The sequence below is a fragment of the Kribbella turkmenica genome (genome assembly GCF_004348725.1).
GTDB lineage: Bacteria > Actinomycetota > Actinomycetes > Propionibacteriales > Kribbellaceae > Kribbella > Kribbella turkmenica.
The window spans coordinates 8,221-28,893 of record NZ_SMKR01000041.1 but is presented as its reverse complement, the minus strand read 5'-3'; the positions used below and the strand labels follow the sequence as shown (position 1 = coordinate 28,893).

The window sequence follows — 20,673 nt, the reverse complement described above, 5'->3', positions numbered from 1 at the left end:
TGCTGCCGACGAAAGCACAGACTGCAAACGATTGCGGAAACCGGGTGTCACGCTCTTGACATCGGCTCGTAACCTCCGTGACCATGAGGCCGTCGTTCCATTCGAAGCTGACTAGATATTCAAATCTGGCCGGCGCAGCAGCCGCCCCCTGCCGAAAGCGAGGCATGGACGATGACCGAAGCATCCACCGGCTGGACCCGTCGCGGGTTCGTCGGAACCACCGCCGCCGTCGGAGCCGCCGCCACCCTCGGCGTCACGGTTCCCGCCCAGGCCGCGCGCACCCGGACCACCGAGGACCGGCTCCCGGCCTTCCCCGGTGCCGAGGGCGCCGGCAAGTGGTCGACGGGCGGCCGCGGCGGATCCGTCTACGAGGTGACGACCCTCGCCGACTCCGGCCCCGGCTCGCTCCGCGACGCCGTCTCCGGGTCGGACCGCACCGTGGTCTTCCGGGTCTCCGGCACGATCGAGCTGGACAGCGGCCTGGAGATCGCCGGCAACAACCTGACGATCGCCGGCCAGACCGCCCCCGGGGGCGGCATCTGCGTGTCCGGCCGCGGCACCAGCATCAAGGGCGGTGCGCACGACATCGTCATCCGGTACCTGCGGTTCCGCCTCGGCGACCGGAACGCGGCCGCCGACGACGCGTTCAACACCAACGTGCCCGGCTCGGTCAGCCCGGAGATCCGCAACCTGATCATCGACCACTGCTCGTTCAGCTGGGCGGTCGACGAGTGCCTGTCGCCGTACGGGAACTTCGACGTCACCATCCAGTGGTGCATCATCGCCGAGGGGCTCGCGCTGTCGGCGCACCCGAAGAACCGGCACGGGTACGGCGGCATCTGGGGTGGTGAGCGCAACAGCTACCACCACAACCTGATCGCCCACCAGGGTGGCCGGCAGCCGCGGTTCGGCTACACCGAGAACATCAACCTCGAGGTCGACCACCGCAACAACGTGATCTACGACCACGGTTACACCTCGGTGTACGGCGGTGAGTGGGCCAACGGCATCAACATCGTCGGCAACTACTACAAGCCCGGCCCGAGCACCCTGTCCGAAGTCGCGCCGGTCATCGTGAGCGCGAACCGCGGCGGCCAGTGGCACGTGGCCGGCAACCAGGTCGAGGGTCATCCGGACGTGACCGCGCACAACCGCCGCGGCATCCGCTACCCGATCGGCGGGATCAACGAGCTCGCCCGGCCGCTGCCGTTTGCGGACGAGATCGACACCCAGTCCGCGGCCAAGGCGTACGACGCCGTCCTGCGCGGAGCGGGGGCGATCCTGCCGCGGCGGGACGCGGCCGACGCGCGGATCGTCAACGACGCCCGCCACGGCACCGGCCGGCTGATCAACTCGCAGAAGGAGGTCGGCGGCTTCCCGGTGCTGACCTCGACCCAGGCCGCGGCCGACTCCGACCACGACGGCATCCCGGACTGGTGGGAGAAGGCCAACGGTCTCGACCCGAACGACCCGTCGGACGCCCAGAAGATCGCTCCGAACGGCTACACCTACTTGGAGAACTACCTCAACTCGATCGTCCCCGACCCGGTCGGCAACCCGGCCGTGGGGATCACCGGCCCGAAGTACAACCAGACCGTCACCGCGCGGACGACCGCCACGGTGACGATCGAGGCCGACGCCGCACCCGACAAGGGCGGCGAACTGGCGACCGTCGAGTTCTTCGCCGGGGACCAGCTGATCGGTACGGCGACCAGGGCGCCGTACCGGGTCCAGTGGAGGAACGTTGCCGACGGCTCGTACTGGCTGACCGCCCGGGCGACCGACCGGAACGGCACGGCGACCCAGTCGACCCAGGTGCCGGTGCACGTCAACCGGCAGTCCGGCACACCGGGCTGGACCTCGGCGTCGGTCGGCAGGCCGCCGGTGCCGGGGTCGGGCAGCCTCGACGGCGGGATCCTGACGATCAAGGGGTCCGGCCGGATCCTGGGCCGGTCGAGCAACTTCCACTACGTCTACCGCAAGCTCCGCGTCGGCGGTGCCGGCTCGGTCGCCCAGCTCACCGCCCGGCTCGACAGCATCAGCAAGATCGCGAACGGCCTCACCGCCGGCCTGATGATCCGCGACAGTCTCGACCCGGCCGCCCCGTTCATGTACGGCGGTATCGGGTTCGGCGTGGCCGGCGGCACGGGCACGGTCGGCGACGCCGGTGGCGTGGCCGGGGTCACCGACGACGGTGGCATGAAGGCGCAGGCGATCCGGTTCCAGACCGACGGGCCGTCGCCGAGTGTCGGCCCGTGGCCGTGGACCGAGGACGAGTACCTCGACCCGGCCCAGCAGTACTGGCTGCGGCTGCTCCGGCGCGAGCGCCCGCACGCCCGGGAGGTCGAGTTCGAGGCCTTCATCTCGACGGACAAGGTCAAGTGGGACCGGTTCGGCTACGAGCGGATCGCGATGCCGAGCCCGACCTTCTACATCGGCTTCGCGGTCGACGGGGGCAGGGAGGACAACGGCCTCGTGGACTACGGGACCGCGCAGTTCAGCAACATCACGGTCGAGCAGGGAGGAATGTGACGATGTCTGGAGACGTACGCAAGGTCGACCGGCGACGGGTGCTGCAAGGCGGACTCGGAGTCCTGGTGGCCGCCACTGTGCCGGGGTGCAGCTTCTTCGACACCAAGCCGGCCGGGTCCGGTGCCCAGGCCGCGACGGCGGACCAGTTGGAGTCGCCGATGCTCAAGGCGCTGGTGGACAAGGGCACGCTGCCGCCGCTGGACCAGCGGCTGCCGAAGAACCCGCCGGTGATCAAGCCGCTGGCCGGCAAGACCATGTACGGCGGCACCTGGCGGTCGGCGATGCTGACCCAGGAGGACACTCAGTGGCTGTGGTACGCGATGCACTACGAGCCGCTGGTGCGCTGGAAGCCGGACAAGACCGGCAAACCCGGGTACGACGAGATGGAAGCGAACGTCGCCGAGTACACGGTCGATGCCGACAGCAAGGTGTTCACCTTCACCCTCCGCGAAGGGCTGAAGTGGTCCGACGGCAAGCCGTGCACCGCGGACGACCTGATGTTCACGGTCCTCGAGGTGCAGTGCGACCCCGGCCTGCACCCGGACGGGGTCTACGACGCCTTCCTTTCGCCCGACACCGGCAAGCTGGTGCAGATGGACAAGGTCGACGAGCGGACGGTGAAGCTCACCTACACCGCACCGCAGCCGTCGCTGCTGGGCCAGATCGCCGACGCGATCTTCCTCCGCGAGGGTGCCTACGGGATGTTGCTGCCGAAGCACTACTTCCAGCAGTTCCACCTGAAATACAACAAGAACGCGAACGCGCTGGCGAAGAAGGCCGGAGTCGGCAGCTGGGTCGACCTGTTCGCGCAGAAGCAGAATCCGTGGACCAACCCGGAGCAGCCGACCCTGGCGCCCTGGAAGGTGACCACGCCGCTGGGCAAGGGCTCCGCGGTCACTCTGTCCCGCAACCCGTACTACTGGAAAATCGACGACGCCGGCCGGCAGCTGCCGTACATCGACGCCTGCCGCGTCGAGGTGGTCCAGGACCCCCAGGTCGAGCTGCTCAAGGTGATGAACGGCGAGTTCGGCATGCAGTACCGCAACTTCGGTACCGCGCAGAACAAGCCGGTGGTCGCGCAGAACCGGGAGAAGGGCGGCTACCGGATCTTCGAGGTGCCGACCCAGCTGACGAACACGATGATCATCGGCATCAACCAGACCCACAAGAACCCGGTCAAGCGGGCGCTGTTCGCGAACAAGGACTTCCGGATCGGCCTGTCCTACGCGATCAACCGCAAGGAGATCATCGACGCGGTGTACGCCGGCCAGGGCGAGCCGTGGAACTGCGCTCCGCCGAAGGACTCGCCGTACTACAACGAGCAGCTGGCCACGCAGTACCTGGAGTTCGACGAGGCCAAGGCGAACGAGCACCTGGACAAGGCCGGGCTGAAGAAGGCGGCCGACGGCCGCCGGCTGGGCGCGGACGGCCGGCCGGTGTCGGTCACCGTGCTGGTGAGCGAGTCGTTCCCGGACCATGTCGAGGCGATCGAGTTCGTGAAGAAGCGCTGGCGCGCGGTCGGCGTCGAGCTGCGGACCCAGGCGGTGAGCGAGGACCTCGCCAAGGAGCGGGTCAGGGCCAACGACCACGACGCCGGCACCTGGACCGGTGGCACGTTCGTGCTGCCGACCGGCACCGGCGGCGACCACTACTGGGTGCCGACCAACGACGGCAGCGCGCGGTACGGCATCGGCTGGGCGCAGTGGTACCAGTCCAAGGGTGAGGAAGGTGTCGAGCCGCCGGCCGAGGTGAAGAAGCAGCTCGAGCTGTTCACCCAGGGCCGGCAGGAGCCGGACCCGGCGAAGACGCTGGACCTGGGCAAGCAGATCCTGCAGATCGCGGCCGACCAGTTCTACTACATCGGCATCAGCACCGTCCCGAACACCTACGGCATCGTGAAGAACGACTTCCACAACGTGCCGGACACGATGATCGAGGCGGTTGCCCCGGGCATCGTCCATCCCGAACAGTTCGCGATCGGACAGTAGATGCTGCGCTTCCTGGCCCGGCGGCTGCTGTGGATGGCGATCACGCTGGCGGCGATCTCGTTCGTCACCTTCGTCGTCATCAAGCTGCCGCCGGGCGACTACACCACCACGGTGATCGCGAACGCCGAGGCCCGCGGCCAGGACATCCCGGACTCGCAGATCGCCGAGCTGAAACGGCACTACGGCCTGGACAAGCCGTTTCTGGTGCAGTACTGGACCTGGATCTCCGGGGTGGTCCTGCACGGCGACCTCGGCCAGTCGTTCGCCTGGAACCAGTCCGTCGCCAGCCTGATCGGCAACCGGGTGATGCTCTCGATCCTGCTGTCGATCGGCAGCCTGCTGTTCGTCTGGTCGATCGCCTTCCCGATCGGCATCTACAGCGCGCTGCGGCAGTACTCGCCCGGCGACTACGTCGCGTCCTTCCTCGGCTTCATCGGGATGGCCGTGCCGGAGTTCATGCTCGCGCTGGTGATGATGTGGATCGGGTTCCGGTACTTCGGCCAGAGCGTCGGCGGACTGTTCTCACCCGAGTACGCCGACGCCGCCTGGAACCTGGGCAAGCTGCTCGACCTGATCTCGCACCTGTGGGTGCCGATCGTCGTGGTCGGCGTGGCCGGCACCGCCGGCCTGATCCGGATCACCCGCGCGAACCTGCTCGACGAGCTGCACAGGCCGTACGTCGCGACCGCCCGGGCGAAGGGGTTGCCGGAATGGAAGCTGCTGCTCAAGTACCCGGTGCGGATGTCGCTCAGCCCGTTCTTCAGCACGGTCGGCTGGTTGCTGCCCGGGCTGATCAGCGGCGAGACGATCGTGTCGGTCGTGATGAGCCTGCCGACCAGTGGCCCACTGCTGCTCGGCGCGGTGAGGAGCCAGGACATGTACCTCGTCGGCAGCTTCGTCCTCATCCTCAGCGCGCTGACAGTGATCGGCACGATGCTCAGCGACCTCGCGCTGGCCTGGTGGGACCCGCGGATCCGTCACCGGCTGTCGAAGGGATAGCGCCCGATGGTCCAGACAATCCAGGAACAGCCCGCGCCGCCGCCGCAGGCCGCGCCCGAGGTGGTGAAGAGCCTGCGGGACCACGGCGCGCTGCCGCAGTGGCGGCTGATGTGGCGGCAGTTCCGCAGGCACAGGCTCGCGCTGATCGGGCTGGTCGTCCTCGTCCCGATCTACTTCGTCGCGGTCTTCTCCGGGTTCTTCGCCCCGGCCGCGAGCGACTCCGCGCACACGTCGCTGCCGTACGCGCCGCCCCAGCGGGTGCACCTGTCCACCGAGCACGGCCTGTTCGTCTACGGGTACTCGTCCACCCGCAGCCAGGAGACGTTCGAGCAGACCTTCACCGTCGACCGGAGCAAGATCGTCGACGTCGGCCTGTTCGTCCGCGGTGACGAGTACAAGGTGCTCGGGCTGATCCCGTCCGACATCCACCTGATCGGCCCGACCACCAAGGGCGAGCCGTTCTTCCTGCTCGGCGCCGACCAGTCCGGCCGCGACCTGCTGTCCCGGCTGATTCACGGCGCCAAGGTGTCACTCTCGATCGGCCTGGTCGGCGTGGCCGCCAGCTTCGTGCTCGGCATCCTGATCGGCGGCATCTCCGGGTACTTCGGCGGCCCGGTCGACAACGCGATCCAGCGCGTCATCGAGTTCATCATGTCGATCCCGACGCTGCCGCTGTGGATGGCGTTGTCGGCGGCCCTGCCGAACAGCTGGGGGCCGCTGACCAGATACTTCGCGATCACCGTGATCCTGTCGCTGATCGGCTGGACCGGGCTGGCCCGCGACGTCCGCGGGCGGTTCCTCAGCCTGCGCGAGGAGGACTTCGTGATGGCCGCCCGGCTGGACGGGGTCGGTCAGCGCGGGATCATCGTCGGTCACATGGTGCCGTCGTTCGCCAGCCACATCATCGCGTCGGTGTCGATGGCGGTCCCGCGGATGATCCTCGGCGAGACCAGCCTGAGCTTCCTCGGCCTCGGGCTGCAGGCGCCGGCCGTCAGCTGGGGTGTGCTGCTCGAGGGCGCGCAGAACATCCGTGCGGTCGCCACCGCCCCCTGGCTGCTGACGCCGGGACTCGCGGTCGTGGTCGTCGTACTGGCCATGAACTTCGTCGGCGACGGCCTCCGCGACGCCGCGGACCCCTACAAGTAGGAGCACCCTGATGGCTCAGCCTTTGCTGGAAGTCCGTGATCTCCAAACGCATTTCGAGCTCGAGGACGGTGTGGTCAAGGCCGTCGACGGGGTCAGCCTGACCGTGCCGCGGGGCCGGACGCTGGCCGTGGTCGGCGAGTCCGGCTGCGGCAAGAGCGTCACCGCTCGCTCGATCCTGCGCCTGGTCGAACGTCCGGCCCGGATCGTCGGCGGCCAGATCCTGCTGTACGGCGACGAGCCGTCGGACGACCCGCTGGACCTGCTGGCGGCGAAGGACAAGCGCCTGCGCGAGGTGCGCTGGTCGGACATCGCGATGGTGTTCCAGGAGCCGATGGCCTCGCTCAGCCTGGTGCACACGATCGGCAACCAGATCGTCGAGGCGATCCGGCTGCACGACGAGATCGGCAAGGTGGCGGCACGCGAGCGGGCGATCGAGATGCTCGGCCGGGTCGGCATCCCGGACCCGAAGCGCCGGATCGACTCGTACCCGTTCGAGCTCAGCGGTGGCATGCGGCAACGCGCGATGATCGCGATGGCACTGTCGTGCCGGCCGCGGTTGCTGATCGCGGACGAGCCGACGACGGCGCTCGACGTCACCACCCAGGCGCAGATCCTGGACCTGCTGCAGGATCTCCAGCAGGAGCTCGGCATGGCGATCATGCTGATCACCCACGACCTCGGGGTGGCCGCACAGGTGGCCGACGAGGTGGCCGTGATGTACCTCGGCGAGGTGGTCGAGCACGGTCCGGCCACGTCGGTCCTGAGTGCTCCCAAGCACCCGTACAGCCAGGCGCTGGTCCGGTCGGTGCCCCGGCTCGGGCAACGCGGTCAGGCCCGGCTGGCCGCCGTTCGCGGGACCGTGCCGCCACCGTACGAACGTCCGTCCGGCTGCCGGTTCCACCCGCGGTGTGACGCGTTCATGGCCGGGAAGTGCGACCTGACCGTGCCGACCCGGGTGCGGGCCGACGACACCGACGTCGCCTGTCTCCTGTACGGCGAGGAGAATCGATGAACGACCTGCTGACCACCAGGGGCCTGACCATGCACTTCCCGTTGCACGGCGGCTTCTTCGGCCGGCATCGCGGGGTGGTGAAGGCGGTCGACGGTGTCGACCTGTCGATCAAGGCGGGCCGGACCCTCGGGCTGGTGGGGGAGTCGGGCTGCGGCAAGACGACCCTCGGCCGCTGCATCGTCCGCGCGTACGAGCCGACCGCGGGCAGCATCCTCTACGACGGTGTGGACCTGGCGAAGCTGTCCGAGAAGGAGCTGAAGCCCTACCGCGCCGAGGTCCGGCTGATCTTCCAGGACCCGCACGCGTCGCTGGACCCGCGCAAGACCTTGCGCGACATCATCGCCGAGCCGCTGCGGGTGCAGGAGCGTGGCTCCCGCGCGGAGATCGACGAGAAGGTCGCCGCGCTGCTGAAGCGGGTCGGACTGCGGGCGGAGTACGCGCATCGCTATCCACACGCCTTCAGCGGCGGTGAGCGCCAGCGGGTCGTGATCGCCCGGGCACTGGCGACCGATCCGCGACTGGTGGTCGCGGACGAGGCGGTCAGCGCGCTCGACGTGTCCGTCCGGGCGCAGATCCTCAACCTGCTGAAGGATCTGCAGGAGGAGTCCGGGCTCACCTACCTGTTCGTCTCCCACGACCTCGGCATCGTCGAGCACCTCGCCGACGACGTCGCGGTGATGTACGTCGGCAAGCTGGTGGAGAGCGGTTCGACCGAGGACCTGTACTCCAAGCCGTTGCACCCGTACACCGAGGCGCTGCTGAGCGCCGTTCCCGATCCCGATCCGGCGTCGCGCGGCAAGCGGTCGCGGATCATGCTGCGCGGTGAGATCGCGGACCCGTCCAAGGTCCCGCCCGGCTGCCCGTTCAGCCCGCGCTGCGGCTACGCCGAGGCGCGGTGCCGCACCGAAGTACCTCAGCTGCGCGAGGTGGGCGGGCGCCGGGTCGCCTGTCACTTCGCCGAGCAGCTCGACCTGAAAGGTGTCGCTCCGGCCCTGACGGCCTGACACCGCCCGCCCCTCACGAAAGGTCAACCATGTCCGACAGCAAAGGAATGTCGCGTCGCGGCTTCGTCCGGAACAGCGCCCTCATCGGCGGCCTGGCCGCCCTCGGCGGTGCGTTGCCGGGGACGGCCGCCGCGGCGGCCACCAGCTCCACCTCGGCGGTCCCGCGCGCGGGTGCCCGGTCCGCGGCCGGCACCGTCGAGATCCCGAACCGGTACAACAAGCCGTTCTCGGTGGACGACGACGAGCTGTTCATCTTCGCCGCGAACTTCAAGCCGTTCGAGCTCGGCGGCGACGACGAGGGCCGGGAGGCGACCCGGTACTTCGACACCGTCTTCGGCGACGCGATCCGGGCGAAGTTCCCGAACGTCAGGATCAAGTACGCCACCTGGGACTACCCGATCCGGTACGAGGACATCGCCAGGACGACCCGGGTGCCCGACCTGATCCTCGAGGACCCGCGGACCCGGATCGACCGAGACCTGGAGCCGCGCGGCTGGGTCACCGACATGACCGCGATGGTCCAGCAGGCCGGGATCGACCTGTCCGCGCTCAACCCGGGAACAGTCGAGCAGGTCAAGTCCCGCTCCGACGGCGGCCTGTACGGCGTCCCGGTGTTCATCGACGAGCACGTGCTGCTCTACAACAAGCTGATCTTCGACAGATTCCGGGTCCGGTACCCGCGGGTCGGGTCGACGTACGACGACATCTACAAGACCGCGCGGGCGTTGACCCGCAACGACGGGATCGACCACTACAAGGGCTTCATGCAGCACCCGGACAACTACCTGGCGCTGAACCAGTTGGGCCTGTACCCGTTCGTCCCGGGCGCCAGCGAGCAGCCCGCGCCGGAGGACGTCAAGGTCAACCTGACGTCGGTGGAGTGGAAGCGGGTCGCCGACAACATGTACCGGTTCCTGATGCTGCCGGGCAACACGTTCACCACCGTGGACGACTTCTTCAAGGGCGACATGAGTTTCCCCGGCCACGTGGCGATGGCGGTGCACACGCTGTCGAAGCTGAACGCCTATGCCCTGAACGACCTGTACATCGAGCAGGACGACGTCGAGGACTACACCGAGTGGGCCAAGAGCGTGAAGATCGGCGTCACCTCGATGCCGGTGCTGTCGCGCGGCTCGACCGCGATCTACCAGCCGAACACGCGGGCCGCCTTCATCCCGCCGCAGTCCGCGCACAAGGAGGCCGCGCTCGGCATCGTCAAGTACCTGGTGTCGGAGGAGATCCAGACCCGGCTCTCGTCGTACGGCGTGAAGGCGGTGCTCCCGACCGACACCGTGGTGAACGCGTTCGGTACGGCGTTGCCGGAGCTGCAGGGGATCGACACGTCGGGCGTGTACTGGGGTGACAACGCGGTGGTGACGAACTACCAGAACACCGAGTACTGGGACATCCCGCTGTACAAGGTGTTCCGCCAGCACGTGCTGATCGACGGCATGGACGTGGCGTCGTCGCTGCACGTGGCCGAGCAGGTCGACATCCCGAACTACATCAAGGCTCAGGCCGCCGCGGGCCTCACATGGTGACGACCCCCTACTCCGGCCCGGTCGCCGACCCCCGGTTCGACGGCCGCCTCCGGCCGGACGCCGACCTCTCGACCGCCCTACTGCCGACGTTGCATCCGGGCGACAGTCACGCGGCGACGCTGGTCGAGACCCAGGCCGGCGACCTGCTCTGCGCGTGGTTCAACGGTCCGGGGGAGGGGGAGCCGGACACCAGCATCGTGCTGTCCCGGCTCCCCGCCGGCACCGACACCTGGACCGTGCCGGAGCGCATGTCCGCGGACCCCGACCGCTCGGAGCAGAACCCGCTGCTGTTCGTTCTGCCCACGGGGCAGGTCTGGCTCCTGCACACCTCCAACGAGCCGCACGACCAGAGCACGTCGCGCGTCCTCCGCCGGGTCTCCCGCGACGGCGGGCTCACCTGGGGACCGGGCGACGTGCTCTTCGACCGCCCGGGAAGCTTCATCCGGAACCCGATCGTTGTCCTGAGCAACGGAGACTGGCTGCTGCCGGCGTACGACTGTGACCGCAACGGTGAGACGACGGTCGTCCAGCTGAGCTCGGACGGCGGCCGCACGTGGACGAAGGGCGACCTGCCCGAAGGACTGGGACAGGTCCAGCTGAGCGCGGTCGAGATCGCGCCCGGTGAGCTGCTCGGCTACTTCCGCAGCCGGGCCGCGGACCGGATCCACCGCTCGGTCTCCAAGGACGGCGGCCGGACGTGGTCGGCGCCCGAGCGGACCGCGCTGCCGAACAACAACTCCGCGATCCAGCTGCTCCGGCTCGCGGACGGCCGGCTGGTTCTGGTCTTCAACGACTCGTCGGCCGAGCGGGACCAGTTCCGCTGGGTGCCCGACGGCCGGGGCGGCGTACGGCGCAAGACGCTGCGGACCCCGCTGACACTGGCGCTGTCGGAGGACGACGGGGCCACCTGGCCGTACTGGCGCAACCTCCAGGTGCAGGACGAGGAGTACCGCGACAACGAGTTCGGGTACTCGTACCCGACGTTGCTGCAGACCCGCGACGGCCGCCTGCACGTCGCGTACTCGTACCTGCGCAAGACGATCAAGCACGTGATCCTCTCGCCGGAGTGGATCCAGGCGGGAGACCGGCTTCCATGAGTACTGTCGAGCGCTGGGGACTGCACGAGCTGACCTGGTCCGGACCGTCGGACGGCACCCCGTTCGCGGACGTCACGCTGCGGGTCGCGTACCGGTTCCGGAACCGGGTGGTCACGGTCGACGGCTTCTACGACGGGGACGGTGTCTACCGGGCGCGGTTCATGCCGGACTCCGAAGGCCGGTGGGAGTACGTCACCAGCAGCTCCGCACCAGAGCTCGACGGGCATCGCGGCTCGTTCGAGTGCACCCCGCCCGGTCCCGGCAACCACGGGCCGGTCGGGGTGCACGGTACCCACCACTTCGCGTACGCCGACGGCACCCGCTACGACTGCGTCGGGACGACCTGCTACCACTGGACGTACGAGTCCAAGGAGATCCAGGAGCTGACCCTCGCGTCGTTGCGGACGGCACCTTTCGACAAGGTCCGGATGTGCCTGCTGCCGACCGAGGGCATGCGGCCGGACCGCCTGCCGTTCGCCGGCGCCACTCCGGGCGAGGTCGACGTGGAGGTCTTCGACCCGGCGTTCTTCCGGCACTTCGAGAGCCGGGTCGCCGACCTGCTCGAGCTGGGTGTCCAGGCCGACCTGATCCTGTTCCACCCCTACGACCGCGGGGTCTGGGGGTTCGACCGGATGACGCCGGCGCAGGACGAGGCGTTCCTGCGGTATGTGGTCGCCCGGCTGGCGGCGTACCGGAACGTCTGGTGGTCGCTGTCGAACGAGTACGACTTCAACCACGAGAAGACGATCGCGGACTGGGACCGGCTGCTGCAGCAGGTCCAGCGATTCGACCCGTACCAGCGGCTGCGGTCCATCCACAACGGCACCAAGATGTACGAGGTGTTCTCGCCGTACGACTTCGGCAAGCCGTGGATCACCCACCAGAGCGTGCAGCACTGGGACGGCGCCGAGGTGGCTGCCTGGCGATCGTGCCCGAAGCCGGTGGTGATCGACGAGATCGGCTACGAGGGCAACGCCGGCCGCCGCTGGGGCAACCTCACCGCCGACGAACTCGTCCACCGCTTCTGGCAGGGCATGTCGCTCGGCGGGTACGTCGGCCACGGCGAGTCCTTCGTGGACCGGGAGATTCGTGCCTGGATCTCGATCGGCGGCCGCCTGTACGGCGAGAGCTCCGCCCGGATCGCCTTCCTCCGCGACGTCTTCGCCGGGCTGCCACGGCGGGCCGACGGCGACGTCGACCCGGAGCACTGCGTCCTGCACTACCTCGGTGACCGGCAGCCGTCGGCCGTCGACCTCGACCTTCCGCCCGGCAATCCGTACCACTTCGACCTGATCGACACCGTTGCGATGACCATCACTGCGCTGACCTCCTACTCCGGCAGCTGTCGCATCCCGCTTCCGGCGCGCCCGTACCTAGCTCTGCGAGGCACCCGATGACACAGGTAGAACGTTGGGGCCTGCTGGAGCTCCAGGTCGACGGACCGGTCGGCGTGGACTTCCATCACGACCACGACGGCGCGTACGTCGAGTCCTTTCCCGACGGCGGCCGTTGGCTCGTCCGCTTCATGCCGAGTCTCGAAGGGACTTGGCACTACAAGCTGGCCGACGAGGCGCACAGCTTCACCTGCACCCATTCGACCACCCGCGGTCCTGTCCGCCCGGCCGGTACCGAGCTGCGCCGGGCCGACGGAACGTCGTACCATCCGCTGACCACCACGTGGTTCGGGACGGAGGAGAACTGGTCCGAAGCCTGCCGAGCGCTGGCCGCCTCGCCCTTCGACCGCGTCCGCCTCCGGGTTCCGCAGCGGTTGGCTCAGCTGGACCAGCAGGTGCAGGACCTGCTGGCGGTCGACATGGCCGCCGAGATCGTCATCCCTGACGACCGGTTCGTGCCTGAGCTGGTCAACCGCCTGGCCGCCTACCGCAACGTCACGTGGTGCCTGGAGCCGACCGCCGACCTGAGATCGCGAGCCGAGCAGATCGCGGAACTCGACTCCGGCCGGCACCTCGTCTCCGCGCACGCGACCAACGACGCCGGAGTCCCATGGCTGACCCACCTCAGCGTTCCGCTGGAGAACCTGCGTGGGGTCAGCGCACTCCGCCGCGACTACCGCAAGCCTGTGCTCGTGGATGCTTGCGGCTACGAGGGCAACGGGTCCACCCCCGAGACCAGCCTCACCCCGCAGGAGATGCTCACTCGAATCTGGGAGGGGACCGTCCGCGGCGCGCACGTCGCCCACGGCGAGTGGTACGTCGACGGCGAGGACGGCCCCTGGTCCGGCGGAGGACTGCGGCCGGTCGGCGTGGTCGCGCAGCGGCTGCGGCTGCTGCGTGAAGTGCTGGACGAGCTGCCCGACGGCGTGCAGCCGGTCGACGACTACCGGGACGCCCCGACGCTCGCTGTCCCGGGGAGCTACTACCTGCAGTACCTCGGTGAGCACCAGTTCCCCGACCGTACGTTCAACCTGCCGGCCGGGACGTACCAGGTGGAGGTCCTGGACGTCTGGAACCACAGCGTGCGCCGGACGCACGAGACCGTCACCGACTCGTTGACAGTCAGGCTGCCCGGAACGCAGTACCAGGCCATCCAGATCCGGCGGACCAGCTGATGCCCGCGCTGACCTCCGGTGACCGGACCGCGGAGCTCCGCAGGACTCCGTACGGGGTGGTCCTCCACCTCGGACAGTCGGCAGCCGGCACGACGTACGTCGAGCGGCCGGTCGCCCAACTGCTGACCTGCTCGGCCGGTCGCCCGTGGCAACCCAATGCGATGCAGCCCGAGGGGTGGTGGCTCTCCCGGCGACCGGGTGAGCACCGGGCGGGCTGCCGGACCGGGCCGGTCGCGGTGGAGGTGCGGCTCTCGTTCGACGAGGCCGACCGGCTGAACCTCGAGGTTCGCTGGCGCAACAGCGGACAGCGCCGGCTGGGTGACCTCGCCGTCGGTCTGCTGCTCGACCTCGGCCGGCTCACCGACTGCCAGGTCACCCTTCCCGGTCTGCTCTACAACGACAACCCGTCCGCCGACCCGGCGCGCGCCGTCCCGCGGATCGGGCCGGCACCCGGCGGCGGTTTCGTCGCCGAGGAGGACCGGCTGCCGATCCCCGGGGTGAACCTCGAGTGGCGGGCCGGTCGGGAGCGTCGCTGGCTGAGCGTGTTCTCCCGCCCGGCGGCGCGCCGGTCGGCCGACGGTTCGGTGCGTTACGGCTCGCTCGGTCTCATCCGCCGGGAGGGACCGGTGGTCGCGGCGCTGAGCGGCGTACTGATGTTCGACGGCAAGCAGGACGTCCGGTACGTCAGCAAGGCCGAGACCGAGTCGACCGACGACGGCTACCTCACCTTGCTGCCGGGGGAGGTCTACACGCAGCGGCTGGTGCTCGACTGGGGATCGCAGGACGATCGCGGGCACGCGTTCCGGAACCTCGTCCGGACCGGGCGCGGGCTCTTCGACGAACCCGGCGCGCGACCGCTCACCCTGGACGAGGTCGTCGACCGCAAGACCGTTGCCCTGGACAACCGGTGGTACCGCGCCGGGACGGTGGCCGGCTACACCAAGTTCAGCGACGTCACCGGGAACGGCCCGGTGAAGGCCCGGCACTTCCTGTACGGCTGGACCGGCCAGGCACTGAAGCTCGCCTGGTGTGACGCCCGGCTCGGCTTCGAGTCGGGCGACCGGTCGCGGATCGACCGGTGCCGCGCGGCCGTCGAGTTCTACCTGGCGGGCAGTTCGACGCGGACGCCCGGTCTGCGGCACAACGCCTACCAGGTCGGCAGCCGGCGCTGGACCAGCTTCCGCACCGGCGGGCGCGCGATGGTGTCCAGCCGCGCGTACGGCGAGACGGTCGCCGACCTGGCCGACATCGTCGCGCTGTTCCGCTCGCACGGTGAGCCGGTTCCGCCGTCCTGGCCGGATGCCCTGGTCGCGTCGGTGAAGTTCCTCCGGACTGCGCTGCTGCCGGACGGCACGTTTCCGATCGGCTGGCGGCTGGACGGCACTCCTGCGTCGGCCGCGGTGTCGGCCGCGGGGATCCCGTGCGTCCTGGCCGCGCTCAAGGCGTCCGCCGTACTGGACGACTCGTGGTTGTTGCCGGAGGCGACCACGTGGCTGACCCGCTACCACGGTCAGCACGCGCGCACGTTCGACCGCCCGTTCGCCCGGTCGACGCTCGACGCGGCGTGCGAGGACAAGGAAGCGGGGATGTACTACTTCCTCGCCGCGTACGAGCTCTTTCAGCTGACCGGCGACGATCTCTACGCGGGGTGGGCCGAGGTCGCCGCCGACTGGCTGCTCACCTGGGTCTATGTCTGGTCGCCCGAGCAGGACCTGGACGCGCCGCTGCGAGCGGCCGGGTTCAACGCGATCGGCTGGCCGACGGTCAGCGTCCAGAACCACCACCTGGACACGTTCTTCCCGACCTACGAGCTGCACGAGTTCGGCACCGTCACCAGCCGGCCCGAGTACGTCGCCGCCGCCGAGACCACCGTGAACGCGCTGGGACAAGGCATCTGCGGTGCCGTCGGGGACTGGGGCTTCCAGATCGTCGGCGAACAGGGCGAAGCCGTCTTTCAGACCCACTGGCAACGCCGCGGGCACAGCAACACCTGGAACCCCTCGTGGGTGATCGCTGTCCCGCTCACCAACGCCCTGCGCCTCCGCACACCGCCCGCATGACTGATCACCTCGTCACGGACTACGGCGGCCGCCCGGGCGCAGACTGTACGGCGGCGTTCGAGCGGGCGGTCGGTGCTTGTGAACTGACCGGCGGGCGTGTCGTCGTGTCCGCGGGACTGTTCCGGAGCGGCCCCATCCGGCTCCGCAGCAACGTCGAGTTGCACCTCGCGGCCGGGGCGACCGTACGGTTCCTCACCGACCCGGCGGCGTACCCGATCGTCCGCACCCGCTGGCAGGGGATCGAGTGCCTCAGCCACTCACCCCTGATCTACGCGTACGACGAGGTGAACGTGGCCGTCACCGGAGTGGGCACGCTGGACGGAGGCGCGTCGTACGACACCTGGTGGCGGGACACGAAACCGGTCGACGACTGGAACCGCCTGCTCGGCCTGGTCGAGGACGACGTCCCGGTCGAGCAGCGGACCTTCCTGCCGGGCCACGGTTTCCGGCCCAGCTTCATCCAGGCATACGAGTGCCGTCGCGTGCGGATCGAGGACGTCCGCATCGTCAACGCGCCGATGTGGGTGGTGCACCCGGTGCTCAGCTCCGACGTCGTCGTCCGCGGGATCACCGTCGACAGCCGCGGCCCGAACAACGACGGCTGCAACCCCGACTCCTGCCGGGACGTCGTGATCAGCGGCTGCTCGTTCGACACCGGTGACGACTGCATCGCGATCAAGTCCGGCCGCGACGCCGACGGTCGCCGCGTCGGCCGGCCCAGCGAGAACATCCTGATCGAGAACTGCCGGTTCGGCACAGGCCACGGCGCGGTCACCATCGGCAGCGAAGCCAGTGGTGGCGTCCGGAACGTGATCGCCCGCGACCTCCACGTCACCGGCCCCGCCGTAAACCACGCTTTCCGCCTCAAGACGAACTCCCACCGCGGCGGCATCATCGAGCACATCGAGCTGCGCGACACACACGTCGCCGCCACCGCGGCGGCCGCAGTCCTGATCGACACCCATCACGCCGACCCCGAGGTCACCGGCGCACACCACCCGGCCGTCCGGGACATCACCATCTCCGGCCTGCGGGTCGAGCAATCTCCCACCACCCTGGAACTCCGCGACACCCCACGCTCACCTGTCCAGAGCCTGAGTCTCACCACCGCCCGGATCCGGGACGGTGGCCGACGGAGCGCACAGCGTACGGAAGGTCTCGAAGAGATCCGGAGCGCCGAGTTGGCCGGGCTTGAGTAGCAGGTGAAGTTCGTCGAGCAGGGCGTCGGAACTCGTGGCTCGGCACAGCACTGTGCCGGGAGACAGTTGATGATCGGCCGGGAGCACCTCGAGGGTGGCGACGCCCAGGGCGCGGACGATGCGTCCGGAGGTGTCGCCACCGGCGATGGCGACCCGACGTACGGCGGTATTGTGCACAACCTTGCGGACGACACCTGCCAAAACTTCACCGAAGGTCCCGACGAGGTGCGGCGCCGGCTGCTCCGTGTGGCGACCTGTGTGAACGACGACTCCGGGAGTCCCGTTCAGCAGGGCGGCGACGGCCTGTTGACCGGCGGTGGGGTCGGGCACCGTCAGAATCAGCCAGCCCGAGGCCAGGGCGTGCCCGAGTTGCTGTCTCGTCCTGGGCGACTGGCTACCCGACACGACCAGAGCCTGCGCCCGGTCGGCAGAGGTCGGCGCGGGCCCGCTCCCGGCATCGTCGGGCGAGCGCGGAGCGGCGCGCGCCGAACGCAGAGCGGCTCGGTCCGCGGCCCGCGCCGTGGACGACAGGCTCAGTGCCACCGCGCGGGACAGGCCGCCCGAGCCGATCGCGAAGCTCGGCATCCCGTTGCCGGATGCAACGATGGCTTGGCCCAGCCGTTCGAGATCGTTGTCGGTCAGAGCGTCGAGCACGACAGCATCGGCCGTCGACCGCGCAAGGTTGCCGGAGATGTCGGCGTAGTCGGTGAGGTGGAGACCCGCGATGCGGAGGTCGGTCTGACCGGCCAGGTGACGGCGAAGGTCGGATTCCCGCATGGGGGTGGCGGGGTGGTAGGCCATGGGAGGCTGGCGGTCGAGTCGGTGGACGGTGCCGGACTCGGCGGCGAAGTGGTGGCTGAAGACGGTGTAGCGGCCGAGGTCGGGTTGGGCGGCGAGGATCGGTACGGTCGCGGGACCGAAGACCGAGCGGCCGACCTCGAGGGCGCGGCCGATGCTGCCGAGCTCAGGAGACGAGTCCGCCGTCGAGCAGATCTTGTACTGGACGACGCGCGGATTCAGGTAACGCAGGGCGGTGAGGACGGGCCGCAGCTCGGCCTCCTGCTCGTCGGGAGGTAGCGACCGAGCGATACCGGCCACGCCGATCACGTCGTACCTCGTGGCCAGGGCGTGGAGTTCGTCGATCGGCGGAAGGTCGACCAGCAGGACGCCCAGCAGCCCACACCGCGCGAACTGCAGCAGTGCGTCCGTCGAGCCGGTGAAGTCGTCACCGTAGAACGCCGCCTCAACCACGGCCGGCTCCGAAGGTCTCGATGGCGCGTCGCAGAGCGGGTTCCGCCTGAGCCCACGCGTCCAGGTCACCGCCTTCGACCGCACACCGCCACGCCGTACGCATCGCGGTGACGCCGGCACCTGAGCCGTCGGGGTGGCCGTGGATCCCGCCGCCTGCAAGCACCAGCAGGTCGGTCGTTCCCGTGCGGCGGTAGGTCTGCGGAGCGAGGCCGGCCCACTGCCCGGACGACAGCACCGGCAGCGTCTGATACCCGCCGAACAGCGGCTGCCGGACCGCGGTGATCGAGCGGAGGACCTCGTCGTCGGTCTCGTAGAACTTGTTCGACAGGCCGTTCGTGTGCAGATGGTCGGCGCCGGCGAGGCGGGCCAGCTTCGACCAGGCGACGAAGTCGATACCCAGCCCGTGCGCTCTGGTGAACACGCCGGTCATCGCGCGGTGCCCGTGAATCGGCAGGTCGCACCGCTCCCGCAACCACGCGAGACCGGCCAGGCCGACCAGGTTCACACAGGCCATCACACAGCTCCCGCCGGCCGCCCGGACGAGGTCGTGGTTCGCCGCCATCCGGTCCAGGTCGTCGGTGATGTTGAACGCGTACATCGGCCGCCGCCCGGTGCGCGCGGCCACCTTGTCCAGTTCCTCGATCACCACCGCGACCCGGTCCGCGAGGCGCGAGTGCGGCGGGTTCCCCACCAGCTCGTCGTCCTTGATGAAGTCGATCCCCGCCTCGGCGAGCTCCCGGACGACCAGCCGCAACTCCTCGACCGGCAGCCCGATGCTGGGTTTCACGATCGTCCCGAGCAGCACGCCGTCCGGCCGGCCCATCAGGTCGCGGGTGCCGCTCACGCCGAACCGCGGACCGGGATAGCGAGCAGCGAACTCGGACGGCAGCTCGAGATCGAGCAACCGGATCCCGGCCAGTTGCCGGAGCTCGAACAGGTTCCCCGCGACCGCGGCCAGCAGATTCGGCAACGAGGGGCCGAAGTTCTGCACGCCGAAGGCGATCCGCACCCGCCCACTCGACCGCCGCGCTCCCGGCGGCCGGATCACCCCCGGCAGATCGCCATGGCCGGTCGGCGGCAGCTCCTCCACGGACAGCACCCGGGCGGCGAACTGCGACCGCAACTCCGCCGTCTCGCGAGCCACCGCCACGAACGTCCCGGTCGACTGCTCACCCGCGATCACCTCGGCGGCGTCGGCCAGCGGCAGATAGCTCTCCACCAAGTAGGTGGCCACAACCTCCGAGCCGCTCATCGGGTCGGGTCGATCTGCAGCTTGAGGTGGTCGACTCCGGCGTCCATCGACGTGAGCACGTCGGGAGTCTCCGCCAGCGGGAACGTCGCGGTGAGGTACGGACGGACGTCCAGAATCCGCTCGTTGACCAGTCGGGCCGCCTGGCCGAAGTCGGCCGGTGTGTAGATGGTCGACCCCTGGAGGGTGATCTCCTTCAGCACGGCCGGGTTGAGGTCGACCGACAACGGGCCGGCGAACATCGGCAGCAACACGACCCGGCCCCGTGGCCGAGCCAGCGCCATCGCCTCGGCCAGACACGTCGGATGCCCCGAGGCGACCACGACGACGTCGAAGCCGTCCCCGGTGAGCTCGGCGCCCGCCGCGAGCAGATCGTCCACGGCCGGGTCCACCACGTGCGGAACGCCCTGCTGACACAGGAATTCACGGTTGTACGCCTTGACATCGCTCACCAGCACGGTCGACGCCCCGCGGATCCGGCTCACCGCGGCCACCAGACTGCCGATCGGTCCACCGCCGAGCACCGCCACCGAGTCACCGGCCGTGACCGCGCCGGTCGTGCAATGCCACGCCACCGCCAGCGGCTCGATCAAGGCGCCCTCGTCGTACCCGATGCCGTCGGCCAGCGGCACCAGCACCCGCCCCGGAGCGGCGAAGTACTCACTCAGCATCCCCGGCCACCCACCACCCGGGACCTGCTTGCGACGACACAGATGTGGACGCCCGGCCTCACACTGCCCGCACTCCCAGCACGACAGCGCCGGCAGGACGGCGACCCGATCGCCCACGCCGAACGCGGGATCGCGCGACGCCACCACCTCACCCGCACCCTCGTGCCCGAGCACCACGGGTGGCTTCCGGAACGGATGATGCCCTCGCCAGGTGTGCAGGTCCGACCCGCACAACCCGACCGCACGCATCCGCAGCAGCACGCTGCCACCCGCCCCGAAACCGGGCCCAGAACCGGGCCCAGAACCGGGCCCAGAACCGGGCCCAGAATCGGGTCCGGGATCGGGCCCGGAATGG

The 20,673-nt window shown here is 69.4% G+C and carries 15 protein-coding genes; 12 read left to right on the top strand and 3 right to left on the bottom strand.

Annotated elements, in window-relative coordinates; all coding sequences use genetic code 11:
- Positions 1-171 precede the first annotated feature (171 nt).
- Genes E1218_RS12035 through E1218_RS11980 form a run of 12 tightly spaced genes read left to right on the top strand, consistent with a single transcriptional unit; the run spans position 172 to position 17,147 of the window.
- Entirely contained in the window at positions 172-2,532 is a 2,361-nt protein-coding gene (locus E1218_RS12035; protein ID WP_132319341.1) for an Ig-like domain-containing protein, read from the top strand.
- Between the two features lie 2 nt (positions 2,533-2,534).
- Positions 2,535-4,520: an ABC transporter substrate-binding protein gene (locus E1218_RS12030; RefSeq protein WP_132319339.1), complete on the top strand. Its 1,986-nt coding sequence runs from the start codon at positions 2,535-2,537 to the stop codon at positions 4,518-4,520.
- Complete coding sequence (locus E1218_RS12025; protein WP_132319337.1) at positions 4,521-5,519, top strand: ABC transporter permease; 999 nt, start codon at positions 4,521-4,523, stop codon at positions 5,517-5,519.
- A 6-nt stretch (positions 5,520-5,525) separates the two neighbouring features.
- Complete coding sequence (locus tag E1218_RS12020; protein WP_132319335.1) at positions 5,526-6,665, top strand: ABC transporter permease; 1,140 nt, start codon at positions 5,526-5,528, stop codon at positions 6,663-6,665.
- Positions 6,666-6,675: 10 nt separating this feature from the next.
- Positions 6,676-7,677, top strand: coding sequence for an ABC transporter ATP-binding protein (locus E1218_RS12015; protein WP_132319333.1), 1,002 nt, complete (start codon positions 6,676-6,678; stop codon positions 7,675-7,677).
- Positions 7,674-8,681 (top strand): ABC transporter ATP-binding protein, encoded by a 1,008-nt coding sequence (locus E1218_RS12010; protein WP_132319331.1) that lies wholly within the window; start codon positions 7,674-7,676, stop codon positions 8,679-8,681. The genes E1218_RS12015 and E1218_RS12010 overlap by 4 nt, the downstream gene beginning before the upstream one ends.
- Before the next feature lie 29 nt (positions 8,682-8,710).
- Positions 8,711-10,222 carry an ABC transporter substrate-binding protein gene (locus E1218_RS12005; protein WP_132319329.1) on the top strand — a complete coding sequence of 504 codons (1,512 nt, stop codon included), beginning with the start codon at positions 8,711-8,713 and terminating at the stop codon, positions 10,220-10,222.
- Entirely contained in the window at positions 10,216-11,319 is a 1,104-nt protein-coding gene (locus E1218_RS12000) for a sialidase family protein (RefSeq protein WP_132319327.1), read from the top strand. The genes E1218_RS12005 and E1218_RS12000 overlap by 7 nt, the downstream gene beginning before the upstream one ends.
- On the top strand, positions 11,316-12,716 hold the full coding sequence (locus E1218_RS11995; protein WP_132319325.1) for a DUF5060 domain-containing protein: 1,401 nt from the start codon (positions 11,316-11,318) through the stop codon (positions 12,714-12,716). The genes E1218_RS12000 and E1218_RS11995 overlap by 4 nt, the downstream gene beginning before the upstream one ends.
- Positions 12,713-13,888: a DUF5605 domain-containing protein gene (locus E1218_RS11990; RefSeq protein WP_132319323.1), complete on the top strand. Its 1,176-nt coding sequence runs from the start codon at positions 12,713-12,715 to the stop codon at positions 13,886-13,888. The genes E1218_RS11995 and E1218_RS11990 overlap by 4 nt, the downstream gene beginning before the upstream one ends.
- Entirely contained in the window at positions 13,888-15,948 is a 2,061-nt protein-coding gene (locus E1218_RS11985) for a hypothetical protein (RefSeq protein ID WP_132319321.1), read from the top strand. The genes E1218_RS11990 and E1218_RS11985 overlap by 1 nt, the downstream gene beginning before the upstream one ends.
- Positions 15,945-17,147 (top strand): glycoside hydrolase family 28 protein, encoded by a 1,203-nt coding sequence (locus E1218_RS11980; protein WP_132319319.1) that lies wholly within the window; start codon positions 15,945-15,947, stop codon positions 17,145-17,147. The genes E1218_RS11985 and E1218_RS11980 overlap by 4 nt, the downstream gene beginning before the upstream one ends.
- On the opposite strand, the gene E1218_RS11975 is transcribed toward E1218_RS11980, so the two are convergent.
- From E1218_RS11975 to E1218_RS11965, 3 genes are read right to left on the bottom strand one after another with little or no spacing between them, the layout of a single operon-like run.
- Positions 17,028-18,398 (bottom strand): four-carbon acid sugar kinase family protein, encoded by a 1,371-nt coding sequence (locus E1218_RS11975; RefSeq protein ID WP_132319317.1) that lies wholly within the window; start codon positions 18,396-18,398, stop codon positions 17,028-17,030. The genes E1218_RS11980 and E1218_RS11975 overlap by 120 nt on opposite strands.
- Entirely contained in the window at positions 18,391-19,650 is a 1,260-nt protein-coding gene (locus E1218_RS11970) for a RuBisCO large subunit C-terminal-like domain-containing protein (RefSeq protein ID WP_132319315.1), read from the bottom strand. Before E1218_RS11970 ends, E1218_RS11975 begins: the two co-directional genes overlap by 8 nt.
- Complete coding sequence (locus tag E1218_RS11965) at positions 19,647-20,579, bottom strand: zinc-dependent alcohol dehydrogenase (RefSeq protein ID WP_132319313.1); 933 nt, start codon at positions 20,577-20,579, stop codon at positions 19,647-19,649. The genes E1218_RS11970 and E1218_RS11965 overlap by 4 nt, the downstream gene beginning before the upstream one ends.
- Positions 20,580-20,673 lie beyond the last annotated feature (94 nt).